Origin of the sequence: Micromonospora sp. CPCC 205546, from assembly GCF_036902715.1 — a bacterium.
GTDB lineage: Bacteria > Actinomycetota > Actinomycetes > Mycobacteriales > Micromonosporaceae > Micromonospora.
Map to the genome: position 1 here is coordinate 18810 of NZ_JBAKHL010000071.1, position 13144 is coordinate 31953.

14 protein-coding genes are annotated in these 13144 nt (G+C 74.3%); 8 read left to right on the top strand and 6 right to left on the bottom strand.

Annotation, left to right across the window (positions count from 1 at the left end; genetic code table 11):
* Positions 1-78 precede the first annotated feature (78 nt).
* Positions 79-723, bottom strand: a complete 645-nt coding sequence (locus V6U77_RS24875; protein WP_334609098.1) for an HAD family hydrolase — start codon at positions 721-723, stop codon at positions 79-81.
* 61 nt (positions 724-784) lie between these two features.
* Positions 785-1654, bottom strand: a complete 870-nt coding sequence (locus tag V6U77_RS24880; protein WP_334609100.1) for a carbon-nitrogen hydrolase family protein — start codon at positions 1652-1654, stop codon at positions 785-787.
* A gap of 106 nt (positions 1655-1760) precedes the next feature.
* Here V6U77_RS24880 and V6U77_RS24885 point away from each other — a divergent pair, with 106 nt between their 5' ends.
* The 6 genes from V6U77_RS24885 to mug all read left to right on the top strand — a co-directional run bounded on the left by V6U77_RS24885 (position 1761) and on the right by mug (position 6101).
* A complete protein-coding gene (locus tag V6U77_RS24885) occupies positions 1761-2333 on the top strand; it encodes a TetR/AcrR family transcriptional regulator (protein ID WP_334609101.1) in 573 nt (190 codons plus the stop codon).
* Between the two features lie 126 nt (positions 2334-2459).
* Entirely contained in the window at positions 2460-3389 is a 930-nt protein-coding gene (locus tag V6U77_RS24890) for a TIGR04222 domain-containing membrane protein (RefSeq protein WP_334609103.1), read from the top strand.
* Entirely contained in the window at positions 3386-4204 is an 819-nt protein-coding gene (locus V6U77_RS24895) for a DUF692 domain-containing protein (RefSeq protein WP_334609105.1), read from the top strand. The genes V6U77_RS24890 and V6U77_RS24895 overlap by 4 nt, the downstream gene beginning before the upstream one ends.
* Positions 4201-4647: a hypothetical protein gene (locus V6U77_RS24900; RefSeq protein ID WP_334609107.1), complete on the top strand. Its 447-nt coding sequence runs from the start codon at positions 4201-4203 to the stop codon at positions 4645-4647. Before V6U77_RS24895 ends, V6U77_RS24900 begins: the two co-directional genes overlap by 4 nt.
* 60 nt (positions 4648-4707) lie before the next feature.
* On the top strand, positions 4708-5475 hold the full coding sequence (locus tag V6U77_RS24905) for an SDR family oxidoreductase (protein ID WP_334609108.1): 768 nt from the start codon (positions 4708-4710) through the stop codon (positions 5473-5475).
* Complete coding sequence (gene mug / locus V6U77_RS24910) at positions 5475-6101, top strand: G/U mismatch-specific DNA glycosylase (RefSeq protein WP_334609109.1); 627 nt, start codon at positions 5475-5477, stop codon at positions 6099-6101. Before V6U77_RS24905 ends, mug begins: the two co-directional genes overlap by 1 nt.
* A gap of 78 nt (positions 6102-6179) precedes the next feature.
* On the opposite strand, the gene V6U77_RS24915 is transcribed toward mug, so the two are convergent.
* The 3 genes from V6U77_RS24915 to V6U77_RS24925 all read right to left on the bottom strand — a co-directional run bounded on the left by V6U77_RS24915 (position 6180) and on the right by V6U77_RS24925 (position 9317).
* Positions 6180-8159: an ABC transporter ATP-binding protein gene (locus tag V6U77_RS24915; RefSeq protein ID WP_334609118.1), complete on the bottom strand. Its 1980-nt coding sequence runs from the start codon at positions 8157-8159 to the stop codon at positions 6180-6182.
* Between the two features lie 116 nt (positions 8160-8275).
* On the bottom strand, positions 8276-9043 hold the full coding sequence (locus V6U77_RS24920) for an enoyl-CoA hydratase/isomerase family protein (RefSeq protein ID WP_334609110.1): 768 nt from the start codon (positions 9041-9043) through the stop codon (positions 8276-8278).
* A gap of 46 nt (positions 9044-9089) precedes the next feature.
* Positions 9090-9317: a helix-turn-helix domain-containing protein gene (locus V6U77_RS24925; RefSeq protein WP_007462679.1), complete on the bottom strand. Its 228-nt coding sequence runs from the start codon at positions 9315-9317 to the stop codon at positions 9090-9092.
* Between the two features lie 245 nt (positions 9318-9562).
* Here V6U77_RS24925 and V6U77_RS24930 point away from each other — a divergent pair, with 245 nt between their 5' ends.
* Positions 9563-10162 carry a cadmium resistance transporter gene (locus tag V6U77_RS24930; protein WP_334609111.1) on the top strand — a complete coding sequence of 200 codons (600 nt, stop codon included), beginning with the start codon at positions 9563-9565 and terminating at the stop codon, positions 10160-10162.
* Between the two features lie 132 nt (positions 10163-10294).
* Here V6U77_RS24930 and V6U77_RS24935 read toward each other — a convergent pair whose 3' ends face one another.
* Positions 10295-11899, bottom strand: a complete 1605-nt coding sequence (locus tag V6U77_RS24935) for an ABC-F family ATP-binding cassette domain-containing protein (protein WP_334609112.1) — start codon at positions 11897-11899, stop codon at positions 10295-10297.
* A 244-nt stretch (positions 11900-12143) separates the two neighbouring features.
* Between V6U77_RS24935 and ypfJ the strand changes: the two genes are divergently transcribed.
* Positions 12144-13061 (top strand): KPN_02809 family neutral zinc metallopeptidase, encoded by a 918-nt coding sequence (gene ypfJ, locus V6U77_RS24940; protein ID WP_334609113.1) that lies wholly within the window; start codon positions 12144-12146, stop codon positions 13059-13061.
* Positions 13062-13144: the final 83 nt, after the last annotated feature.

Here is a 13144-nt window from a genome sequence, read left to right on the forward strand (position 1 = left end):
CGCCACCCGGGTCAACCGAATTACGCCCACGCCGCGGCGCAGCCGTGCACCGGTCCCGTGCGGCGTCGCGCGCACCGGTCAGGCGGCGAGCACCGTCGCGACGGCGGCGATCACGCCGTCCGCCGTGCGGGTGGGGGCGAACCGGCTGTCGACCCAGCTCCGCCCCCGGTGCAACCACACGCTGGGCAGGCCCACGGCGGTGGCGCCCCCGATGTCCGCCTCCGGGCTGTCGCCGACCACCCAGGCGCCGCGCAGGGGCAGCCGTACCCGCCGGGCGGCCAGCGCGAAGATCCTCGGGTTGGGCTTGCTGACGCCGACCTCCTCGGAGATCACCCAGTCGGCGACGAAGCGGTCCAGGCCGGTACGACGGATGACGGCCTCCTGCTGCCGCACCCCGCCGTTGCTGACCACCACGGGCGTCCAGCCGGCCTCGTCGGCGATCCGCAGCGCGCAGGCCACCAGCGGATCGAGCCGGATGTCGGCCACCACGCCGTCGTGCAGCTCCTCGACCAGGTCGATGGACGGGATCCGCAGCCCGTACCGGTCACGCACGGCGTCGGCCACGTCCCACCGGTCGGTCAGCCCGTCCGCGTCGATGGACGTCAGCCAGTCGATGTCGGCCGGCGGCGCGCCGACACCGGCCAGGAAACGCTCCCCCCAGGCGCGAAACGGACCGGCCCGGTCGAGCAGCGTGTTGTCCAGGTCCAGCAGGAGCAGCGGCACTCGGGCACCCTACGGGAACGCCACCGCCCGCCGACAGTGCCGAGTGCTCGCCCGGCGCCCGTCAGGCCGGCAGCGCCGTACGGGTGGCCCCCTGGTCGGGCAGGCGGTCGAGCAGCATGCAGTGGGCCACCCGGGTCGCCGCGAGCGCCTCCGGGACGAGCGCCACGACCAGCACGGCCTCCCCGGTGTCGGCGCCGCGTGCCAGCGGCCGGCCCTCCGGGTCGTAGACCGCGGCGCCACCGTTGAACCGCCACGGGTCGGCGCCGCCGACGATGTTGGCGAAGACCACGTACATCGTGTTGTCCAGCGCGCGGGCGGCGTAGTAGAGGTCGCGGCGGTGCTCGGAGCCGGCCAGGTAGCCACTCGGGCAGAGGTAGCCGTGCGCCCCGTCGGCCGCCGCGGCCCGGCCGTGCTCGGGGAAGCAGCCGTCGTAGCAGACGCCGAGCCCGAGCCGCCAGTCGTCCACGAGCAGGGTCGCGCCCCGGTCACCGGCGACGAACAGCTCCCGCTCGCCGTTCCACAGCTGCTGCTTGTCGTACGCGACGCGGACGTCGCCGGCGCGGTCGACCAGCAGTACGGAGATCGTCCGCCGGCCGTCCGGGTGCCGGACGGCGGCGCCGACCACCACGGCCCCGTCCCCGGCGCGGGCCGCCTCACGCAGCGGGTCGAGCCGCGGGTCGTCGACCGCGGCCGCGGCGTCGGCCACGACGTCGGTGCCGGCCGGGTCGGCCGCGAGCGTCGGCAGGTGGTACGCGGGCAGGAAGAGCTCGGGCAGCACCGTCACCCGGGCGCCCCCCTCCGACGCGCGGCGGACCAGCCGGGCCGCGCGGGCCGCGTTGCCGGCCACGTCGCCGGGGACGGGCTCGGCCTGCACGGCCGCGACGGTGAGCGGGGCGGCGGGGACCGCGACGGCGGTGGGAAGTGGCGTCACCCGGCGATCCTAACCGGACACCCGTCGATGTTATGATCACCCACACGGCCAAACCAAGCCGTACGTACGGTTTGCAAGACGCGGGGCGAGCTGTCACGATCGACCCGTGCCCAGAGTAAGCCAGGACCAGCTCGACGCCCGCCGGCAGGAGATCCTCGCCGCCGCGCGGGCGTGTTTCGCCCGGCACGGCTACGAGGGGGCCACCGTCCGCAGGCTCGAGGAGGCCACCCGGCTCTCCCGGGGCGCGATCTTCCACCACTTCCGCGACAAGGACTCGCTCTTCCTGGCCGTGGCCGAGGACGACGCCGCGGCCATGGTGGAGACGGTGGCCCGCAACGGCCTGGTCCAGGTGATGCGGGACCTGCTGGCCGGCTCGGTCTCCCCCGACACCACCGGCTGGCTGGGCAGCCAGCTCGAGGTGTCCCGGCGGCTGCGGACCGACCCGGCGTTCGCCAAGCGGTGGGCGCAGCGCTCGGCGGCGGTCGCCGAGGCGACCCGTGACCGGCTGGCCCGGCAGCGGGAGGCGGGCGTGCTCCGCGACGACGTGCCGATCGACGTGCTGGCCCAGTTCCTCGAACTCGCCTACGACGGCCTGGTGCTGCACCTGGCGATGGGCCGCCCCGCCGGCGACCTCGGCCCGGTGCTCGACCTGGTCGAGGAGGCCGTGCGCCGCCGCTGACCGCCTGCGGCCTGCCGCCCGGCACGCGGTGCGTATCGGTCCGGTAACTCGGCCCACGCGGCGGGGACGACGTGGCGAGGCTGCCCCACAATTGGGCCGCGATCCCCTCGCGCGAAGGAGCAGCAGATGACCGTCCTCGCCGCACCTGGTGACACCTGGGGCATCTCCGGCCCCGCCTTCCTCGGGGTCTATCTCCTCGCGGCCCTCGTGATCGTCGTCGCCACGGTCGTCCACCGGCTCGCGGCCCTCGCCGGCCCACCGGTGAACGGCATCGGTCAGCTCGGCCCGCAGCAGGTCGCCTACCTCAACGGCGGGCAGCAGCTGGCCGTCTGGGCCTCGGTCGGCGGGCTGCGCGGCAGCGGGGCGATCGGCGTACGACCGGACCGGCGGCTGACCACCGGCGGGCCGCTGCCGGCCGGGATCACGCCGCTGGACCAGGCGATCCACTTCGCGGCCGGCCGCAACGCCACCACCCGGGAACTGGTCCGCGACGAGTGGGTGATCCGCGCGCTCGACCAGCTCCGGACCAGCCTGGAGCAGCGCGGACTCGCGCTCGCACCGGCCCGCCGGTCCGCGCTGCGCCTGGGCGCGTTCCTGCTCACCGCCCTGCTGCTGGTCGGCATGGCGCGCATCGTCGCCGGGCTGGCCAACGACCGCCCGGTGGGCTGGCTCGTGCTGACCCAGGTCCCGCTGATCGTCGTGGCCGTCCTCCTGCACCGGGTGCCGTGGCGCACCCGCGCCGCCACCAGGGCCCTGCGCGACCTGCGGCGCCAGCACACCTACCTCACGCCGGCCTCGGCACCCGCCTACGCCACGTACGGCGCGGCGGGCGCCGCCATGGGCGTCGCGTTGTTCGGCACCGCGTCGCTCTACGCCATGGACCCCGGCTTCGCCAGCCAGGCCGAGATCCAGCGCCAGGCGATCAGCGGCACCGGCGCCTCCTCCAGCGGCGGCGGGTGCGGCGGGGGCAGTTCGTGCAGCGGGGGCAGCTCGTGCAGCGGGGGCAGCTCGTGCGGCGGAGGCGGGGGCTGTGGCGGAGGCGGGTGCGGCGGATGACCGGCCCGCACGGGGTGGGTATCGGCTGGCGGCCGGAGATCGCCGGGTTCGTCGCCGACCTGCCCGGGCTGCGCTTCGTGGAGGTGGTCGCGGAGGGCGTCGCCGCCGCCGGGCCGCTGCCGGCGGGGCTGGCCGCGCTGCGCGAGCGCGGCGTGACGGTCGTACCGCACGGCGTGCGGCTGTCCCTCGGCGGCGCGGAGCCGGTCGACCCGGCCCGCGTCGCCCACCTGGGCGCGGTGGCGCAGCGGGTCGGGGCACCGCTGGTCAGCGAGCACATCGCCTTCGTCCGGGCCGGCGGCGTCGAGGCCGGCCACCTGCTGCCGGTGCCCCGCAGCCGGGAGGCGGTCGACGTGGTCTGCGCCAACGTCGCCCGCGCGCAGGCCGCGCTGCCGGTGCCGATCGCGCTGGAACCGATCGCCGCCCTGTTCGACTGGCCCGACGACGAGCTGGACGAGGCCGACTTCCTCACCGAGATCCTGGACCGCACCGGCGCGTTCCTGCTCCTGGACGTCGCCAACGTCTACGCCAACGCCCGCAACCGGGGCGCCGACCCTGTGGCGCTGCTCGACCGGCTGCCGCTGGAGCGGGTCTCCTACGTGCACGTGGCCGGCGGCGCCGAGCACGGCGGCTACTACCACGACACCCACGCCGATCCGGTGCCCCCGGCGGTGCTCGACCTGCTGCGCGAGCTGTGCGCCCGCCACCGACCGCCGGCGCTCCTGCTGGAACGCGACGGGCACTACCCGCCCGCCCCGGCGCTGCGCGCCGAGCTGGACGCCCTCGCCGCCGCGTCCGGCTTCCCGGTGGTGACGTGAGCGGCGACCTGGCCGAGCGGCAGGCGGCCCTGGTGGCCGCGCTGGTGGCCGGCGGCCCGGTGCCGGCGGGCTTCGACCCGGCGGCACTCGCCGCCGCCGGGGCCGCGCTGCTACGCAAGCGCGCCGGGGAGGTGGCCCGGCACTGGCCGCTGCTCGCCGCCGGCCTCGGTCCGCAGTGGTCGGCGACATTCGCCGCATGGGCGGCGGGGCGGCCCACCGGAGGTTCGCTGCGCGACGGCTGGGATCTGGCCCGCGACCTGCGCGACCGGGGCACGCTGCCGCCGCTGGGCGCCGAGGAGCTGGCCGGGCGCGAGGCGAGCCACCGCTACGACGGGCACACCCCGCCACGCCCGCGCCGGCTGCCGGCACTGGGGCGCACCGGCGGGGCCGTCGCCGTGCAGGTCGCCGGTCGGGTACGCCTGCTGCGTCCCGCCCGGCACTGACCGTCCGCCGGGGCGAGGGCCCCGGTGGCGGATTCCACCGGGTGCGGCAGGATCGACGGCATGGATCTCGGACTGACCGATCGGGTGTACGTACTCACCGGCGCCTCCCGGGGGCTGGGCTATGCCACCGCGGAGTGCCTCGTCGCCGACGGCGCCCGCGTGGTGCTCTCCGCCCGCGACGCCGACGCGGTGGCCGCCGCCACGCAGCGCCTCGGCGGGCCGGAGCGGGCGGTCGGGCTGACCGCCGACCTGGCCGACGCCCGGACGCCGGAGCGCCTCGTGGCCGCGGCCCGGGAGCACTTCGGACGGCTGGACGGGGCGCTGGTCTCCGTCGGCGGGCCACCGCCGGGCAGCGCCGCCTCGGTCACCGACGAGCAGTGGCGCCGCTCCTTCGAGACGGTCTTCCTCGGCACCGTACGCATGGTCCGTACCGTCGCCGAGAACCTGGCGGGGGGCGACGGCGGGGCGATCGGCCTGGTCCTGTCGACCTCGGCGCGCGGGCCGGTGCCCGGCCTCGGCATCTCCAACGGTCTGCGCCCCGGCCTGGTGGGCATGGCCAAGGACGTCGCCGACGAGTACGGAGCCCGGGGCGTACGGGTGGTCGGTCTGCTGCCCGGACGGATCATGACCGACCGCAACGTGGAGCTCTTCGCCGCCACCGGCGACCCCGAGCGGGCGCGCGCGGAGGCCGAGGCGGCCATCCCGCTGCGCCGCATCGGCGAGCCGGCCGAGTTCGGGCGGGTGGCCGCGTTCGTGCTCTCCCCCGCCGCGAGCTACCTGAGCGGGGTCACCGTGCCGGTCGACGGCGGCGCGCTGCGGGGCCTGTGATGACCACGGCCGGGGACGGGCCGGCCCTCGGCTCCCCCACCCGGCGGCGGACACCCGCGCCGGAGGCGGCCGGCCGCTATCCGCGGCCCACCCGGGAGGAACTCGCCGCGGCGGCGGAGCGGACCATTCCCGACGTCGTCGCCCCCGGCCTGGACGTGCTCTTCGTCGGGATCAATCCGGGCCTCTGGTCGGCCGCCACCGGATGGCACTTCGCCCGGCCCGGCAACCGGTTCTGGCCGGCGCTGCACCGGGGCGGGTTCACGCCCCGGCTGCTGCACCCCAGCGAGCAGGACGAGCTGCCGGGGTACGGCCTGGGCATCAGCAACATGGTCGCGCGCGCCAGCGCCCGCGCCGACGAGCTGACCCCGGCTGAGCTGGTCGAGGGGGCGGAGATCCTCACCGGCAAGGTCGCGCGGTACCGCCCCCGGTGGGTCGCCGTGGTGGGGGTGACCGCGTACCGGATCGGGTTCGCCCGGCCGAAGGCCGGCTTCGGGCCGCAGCCGGAGCGGCTCGCCGGTGCCCGGCTCTGGGTGCTGCCCAACCCCAGCGGCCTGAACGCGCACTTCACTCCGGAGACGCTCGGCGCCGCGTTCGGGGAGCTGCGGGCGGCGGTCGTCGCCGGCTGAGGCGCGTTGTCAGCCGGCGGCGACGGTCGGCCGGGCCAGCGGCACTGGCCGGGGCCAGCGGCACCCGGCCGACCGGGGTCAGTTGGCCGCGGCCGGCGGCAGCGCCTCGTCGGCGAGGTAGGGCCGCAGCGGCGGCACGGCCACCGGCTCGGGCCCGGTCGCGTCGGCGTACGGGGTGGGCGAGTCGGCGACCGCGAACTGGGTGCGGTAGAGCTCGGCGTAGAGCCCGCCCACGGCCACCAGCTCCTCGTGCCGTCCCCGCTCGACGATCCGCCCCCCGTCGAGCACCAGGATCTGGTCGGCGTCGCGGACGGTCGACAGCCGGTGCGCGATGACCAGCGCGGTACGCCCGGTCAGCGCCACCGACAGCGCCCGCTGCACGGCGGCCTCGCTCTCCGAGTCGAGGTGCGCCGTCGCCTCGTCGAGGATCACGATCGACGGGGCCTTGAGCAGCAGCCGGGCGATGGCGATGCGCTGCTTCTCGCCGCCGGAGAAGCGGTAGCCGCGCTCGCCGACCAGGGTGTCCAGCCCCTCCGGCAGCGCCCGGACCAGGTCGGCGACCTGCGCCCCGGCCAGGGCGGCCCAGATCTCGTCGTCGGTGGCGTCCGGCTTGGCGTAGCGCAGGTTCTCGGCGATGGTCTCGTGGAACAGGTGCGAATCCTGGGTGACCACGCCGATCTCGTCACGCAGCGAGTCGAGGGTGGCGTCGCGGACGTCGACCCCGCCCACCAGAACCTGACCGTCGGTGACGTCGTAGATGCGGGACACCAGCATGGACAGCGTCGACTTGCCCGCGCCGGAGGGGCCGACCAGTGCCACCATCTGTCCCGGCTCGACCGCGAACGAGACGCCCCTGAGCACGGGCTCGTTGACCGTACGGTCGAGGGCGGCGACCTCCTCCAGGGAGGCCAGCGAGATCTCGGCGGCGCTGGGATAGCGGAACCGGACGTCGCGGAACTCGATCCGACCGGCGCCACGGGGCACCGGCACGGCGTCGGGCCGCTCCTGGATCGTCGGCTTCAGGTCGAGCACCTCGAAGACCCGGTCGAAGGAGACCAGGGCGCTCATCACGTCGACCCGGACGTTGGACAGCGCGGTCAGCGGGCCGTAGAGGCGGGTGAGCAGCAGGGCGAGGGTCACCACGGTGCCGGCGCTGACGTTGCCGGTGACCGCCAGCCAGCCGCCGAGACCGTAGGTGAGCGCCTGGGCCAGCGAGGCGACCAGCAGCATCGCCACGAAGAACGTCCGCGAGTACATCGCCGACTGGATGCCGATGTCGCGGACCCGCTCGGCGCGCCCGGCGAACCGGCGCGCCTCCACCTCGGGCCGACCGAAGAGCTTCACCAGCAACGCGCCCGAGACACCGAACCGCTCGGTCATCGTCGCGTTCATCTTCGCGTCGAGGTTGTAGGACTCCCGGGTGATCTCGGCGAGCCGCTTGCCGACCCGACGGGCCGGGATGATGAAGACCGGCAGCAGCACCAGCGAGAGCGCGGTGATCTGCCAGGAGAGGGTGAACATGACGGCGGCGGTCAGCACGAGCTGGATGACGTTGCTGACGACGCCGGACAGCGTCGAGGTGAACGCCCGCTGCGCGCCGAGCACGTCGTTGTTGAGCCGGCTGACCAGCGCGCCCGTCTGGGTACGCGTGAAGAACTGCAGCGGCATCCGCTGGACGTGGTCGTAGACCCGGGTGCGCAGGTCGAGGATGATGCCCTCGCCGATGCGGGCCGAGTACCAGCGCTGGGCGAGCGAGAGCAGCGCGTCGAGAACCGCCAGCCCGGCGATGACGAGCGCCAGCCGGACCACCGCGTTGCCGGCGTCGGTGCCGCCCCGGGTGATCGTGTCGATCACGTCGCCGGCGAGCACCGGGGTGGCGACCCCGATGACCGCGGCGAGCACGACGGTGACCAGGAAGACGACGATGTCCCGGCGGTAGGGCCCGGCGAAGGCCACGATCCGGCGGGCCACCCCGCGCTTGAGCCGGTGGGCGGAGATCTCGTCGCGGTTGCGCATCGACCGGAGCATGCTCCAACCGGCCATGCCGCCGCCGGACATCGGGTTGGACACGTTCACCTCCGGGTCGTCGGGCTGACCGCACCGTCAGGCCAATTCTCCCGACGACTGTGACAACCTCGGCCGTGACCCTGATCTTCCCGAACGGTCCTTACCGGCTACTCTCCCCGCCCGGCGAGGTCGCGCAGGCGGCGGGTCTGCGCCTCCCGCTCGGCCCGCTGCTGGTCGGCGGCGCGACGGCCGGTCGCGCCGGCCAGCAGGGCCTTGATCTCCACCACCGCGTTGCGGTCGTTGGCCAGCAGCCCGGCGGTCAGGTCCCGCACCGCGGCGTCCAGCTCCGCGGTGGGCACCACCAGGGTGGCCAGGCCGATCCGGTCCGCCTCGGCGGCGTCCATCCGCCGGCCGGTCGCGCAGATCTCCAGCGCGCGGCTGTAGCCGACCAGGTCGACCAGGCGCCCGGTGCCGGCGAGATCCGGGACCAGGCCCAGCGTCACCTCGGCCATGGAGAGCTTCGCGTCCTCGGCGAGCACTCGCAGGTCGCAGGCGAGCGCCAACTGGAAGCCGGCGCCGATCGCGTGTCCCTGCACGGCGGCGACGGTGACGACGTCGGGGCGGTGCAGCCAGGTGAAGCCGCCCTGGTATTCGGCGATCCGGTCGGCGCACTCCTGCTCGGGCAGGGTGGCCAGCTCGGCGAACGACCCGGGACCGGAGGCGCCGGCCACCGACAGGTCGAGGCCGGCGGAGAACGCCCGCCCCTCACCGCGGACGACCACGACGCGTACGTCGCCGGGCAGGTCCCGGGAGAAGTCGCTCATCGCGCGCCACATCGCCGGGGTCTGGGCGTTGAGCACGTCGGGCCGGCACAACGTGACCGTCGCGACCGGCCCGTCGCATTCCAGCCGGACCCCGGTCGTCTCAGCGGTCACCGAGAGACCTGGGGAACGGCGATGATGGACGACGCTGGTGGGCGGGTCACGCCTTCTTGCGGCGTCGGGCGCCGCCCCGCTGCCGCAGCTGGACCCCGGACTCGGTGAGCACCCGGTGGATGAACCCGTAGGAACGGCCGGTCGAGGCCGCGAGCGCGCGGATGCTCTCACCCGAGGTGTACCGCTTTACCAGGTCCTTGGCGAGCGTCTGACGCTCGGCTCCGACGATCCGGCGACCCTTCTCAGTGCTGGTGGCTGTGCCAGTGGCTGCCATGCTGTGTCCTCACGTCCCAGACTGTGCGGTTCGGATACGGTCCCACCTATTAGACCGCCTCGGACGATCATGCGCCAGATATCAACTCTTCGCCAACCGACACGCTATGCAATGTCAGCTTCCCGATAGCGTGATGCTCACGACGTCACCGGCAGGCCCGAGCACCCCCGCGGCCCGGATGTGACGGGTGGCGAGGACGGTGGCGCGCCCGAGCCGGGCCACCCCGTGCGCCGTACCCTGCTGGCGTGATCGACCTGCTCGGCACCGCCGCCGGCGCCGCCGTGGTGTTCGCCGCCACCGACATCGACGACATCGTCGTCCTGACGCTGTTCTTCGTCGCCGCCCGCACCACCGGCCGGCCCCGCACCTGGCAGATCGTCGCCGGGCAGTACCTGGGCATCGGCGCGCTCGCGCTGGCCAGCGCCGTGGTCGCGGCCGGCCTGCTGGTGGTGCCCGAGCCGTGGCCCGGGCTGCTCGGCCTGCTCCCGGTCGCCCTGGGCGTCCGCGCGTTGCTCGACCGCGACGCCGAGGAGACCCCCGCGGTGGTGGGCTCCGCCCTCGGCGTGGCCGGGGTGACGATCGCCAACGGCGCCGACAACATCGCCGTCTACGTGCCGGTGTTCCGCGCCCTCGGCCCCGCCGACAGCGCGGTCTTCCTGCTCGTCTTCGTCGTGCTCATCGCGCTGTGGTGCGCGGCGGGCGCCTGGCTGGGCGGCCATCCCCGGGTGGTCCGGCTGGTCGGGCGGGTGGGCCACCGGCTCGTCCCGGCGGTCTTCATCGCCATCGGTGTGGTCATCCTGGCCACCTCGGGGGTCCTGCCCCACCTGCTCGACCTGCTGCGCTGACCACCCCCACCCCGGCCCCCGCAGGTCGGGTCGATCATGGGATTGCCGCGCTCCGCCCTGGCGTGTCGCGACGACAACCTCATGATCAACGCGGTCGGGATGGGGGCGGGATGGGTGGGTCAGGCGGGTGGGTCAGGCCAGTTCGACCAGTTCGAGCAGGTCGTCGCTCCAGGCGTCCTCGTCGCCGTCGGGCAGCAGGATGGCGCGGTCGGGCTTCAGGGCCATCACGGCGCCGGGATCGTGGGTGACCAGCACGATCGCGCCCGGGTAGCGGGCGATGGCGTCGAGCACCTGCTCCCGGCTGACCGGGTCGAGGTTGTTCGTCGGCTCGTCGAGCAGCAGCACGTTCGCCCCGGAGCAGACCAGGGTGGCCAGCGCCAGCCGGGTCTTCTCGCCGCCGGAGAGCACCCCGGCCGGCTTCTCCACGTCGTCGCCGGAGAACAGGAACGCGCCGAGGATCTTGCGCAGGTCGGTGTCGGTCTGCTCGATGGCGGCGCTGCGCATGTGCTCCAGCACCGTACGGTCCACGTCGAGGGTCTCGTGCTCCTGCGCGTAGTAGCCGAGCCGCAGGCCGTGACCGGCGTGCACCTCGCCGGTGTCCGGCTGCAGCAGGCCGCCGAGCATCCGCAGCAGGGTGGTCTTGCCGGCGCCGTTGAGCCCCAGGATGGCCACCCGGGAACCCCGGTCGACCGCCACGTTCACGTCGGTGAAGATCTCCAGCGAGCCGTACGACTTCGACAGGCCGGTCGCGGTGAGCGGGGTCTTGCCGCACGGGGCCGGGCTCGGGAAGCGCACCTTCGCCACCCGGTCGGCGACGCGCACCTCCTCCAGGCCCGAGATCAGCTTCTCGGCCCGCCGGGCCATGTTCTGCGCGGCCACGGTCTTGGTGGCCTTGGCCCGCATCTTGTCGGCCTGCGCCATCAGCGCGCCGGCCTTCTTCTCGGCGTTGGCCCGCTCCCGGCGGCGGCGCCGCTCGTCGGTCTCCCGGGCCTCCAGGTACGCCTTCCAGCCCAGGTTGTAGACGTCGACCACGGAGCGGGTGGCGTCGAGGAACCACACCTTGTTGACCACCGACTCCAGCAGCGAGCCGTCGTGGGAGATCACGATCAGGCCGCCCTTGTGGTTGGCGAGGAAGCTGCGCAGCCAGGTGATCGAGTCGGCGTCGAGGTGGTTGGTCGGCTCGTCGAGCAGCAGGATGCCGCCGCCGTTCTCGCCCGCGTCGCGGAACAGGATCCGGGCCAGCTCGATGCGACGGCGCTGACCGCCGGAGAGCGTGCCGATGGTCTGCGCGAGTGCCCGGTCCGGCAGGCCGAGGTTGGCGCAGATCCGGGCGGCCTCGGCCTCGGCGGCGTACCCGCCGAGCGAGGCGAACTGGTCCTCCAGCGCGCCGTAGCGGCGGACCAGCCTGTCGTCGGCGTCGTCGGCGAGCTTGGCCTCAATCTCCTTCATCTGGGCCATCAGCACGTCCAGGCCCCGCGCGGAGAGCACCCGGTCGCGGCCGGTCACCTCCAGGTCGCCGGTGCGCGGGTCCTGCGGCAGGTAGCCGATGGCGCTGCGCCGGTCGATCTGCCCGGCATAGGGCTGGCCCTCGCCGGCGAGCACCTTGAGCGTGGTGGTCTTGCCGGCGCCGTTGCGGCCGACCAGGCCGATCCGGTCACCCGGCTGCACCCGCAGCGTGGTGTCGGACAGCAGGATCCGGGCGCCGGCGCGCAACTCCAGGCCGGTTGCAGTGATCATGTCGGAGGACTCGCTCTCGGGGTCTGGAAGGGCTGACTCAGGGCACGCGAAAGCGCCGGCGAGCACGAGGCCCGTCGGCGCGGGGCGGTTCAGCCTTCGCAGAGCAGCACGGGGCAAGTGTACCGGGCGCCGCCCGGCCGCCCGTCCGGATTACCAATCAAGATCATCGGGTACCCGAAACGTCGTCCGGACCCGGTCCGGTACCGCAACCACCAAAACGCCTCAGAACGCGATCGGGGTAGACATGGAGCTGAACGAGAACGCGCGGATCGACACCAGCCAGGTGGACGACCGGCGAGGATCCGGCGGGGGCGGTGGGCTGGGCGGCATCCCCATCCCGATCGGCGGCGGCCGGGGCGGCATCGTCGGCCTCGTCATCGCGGTGCTCGTCGCGCTCGTCGGCGGCGGCTTCGGCCTCAACGCGGCCACCAACGGCGGGGACGAGCCGCAGGGCGACAACACGTCGCTGGAGCAGAAGTGCTCGGCCGAGGACGCGCTCCAGCAGCTCGACTGCCGCAACGCCCTCTACGTCAACTCCATCCAGGCGTACTGGCAGAAGGCCCTGCCCGAGGCGTTCGGCGAGCAGTACCGCCCGTCCCGGACGGTGTTCTTCAGCCAGGGCGTCAACACCGCCTGCGGGCAGGCCGACTCCGGCGTCGGCCCGTTCTACTGCCCCGCCGACGACCTCGTCTACATCGACCTCACCTTCTACCAGGTGCTCGCCCAGCAGCTCGGCGCCTCCGGCGAGTTCGCCCAGCCGTACGTGCTCGCCCACGAGTACGGCCACCACGTGCAGGACCTCCTAGGCACCGAGGCCCAGATGCGCCGCCAGCAGCAGCGCGACCCGGACAACGCCAACGCGCTGTCGGTGAAGCTGGAGCTGCAGGCCGACTGCTACGCCGGCGCCTGGGCCAAGAACGCCACCGGCACCGCCGACGCGAGCGGCCAGAAGATCTTCACCAGCATCAGCGAGCAGGACATCCAGCAGGCCATCGACACCGCCGAGAAGATCGGCGACGACGCCATCTCCAAGCGGGCCAACCGGCCGGTGAACCCGGACGAGTTCACCCACGGCTCCTCCGCCGAGCGCAAGGAGTGGTTCACCCGGGGCTACTCCACCGGCGACCCGAAGTCCTGCGACACCTTCCGCGGCACTCTCTGACCCCACGGGGGACCCCCCTCGGCGGCCGGTGGGCGAGCGCCCGCCGGCCGCCGCCGCGTTCCCGGCCGGGCGATGGCGGGCGC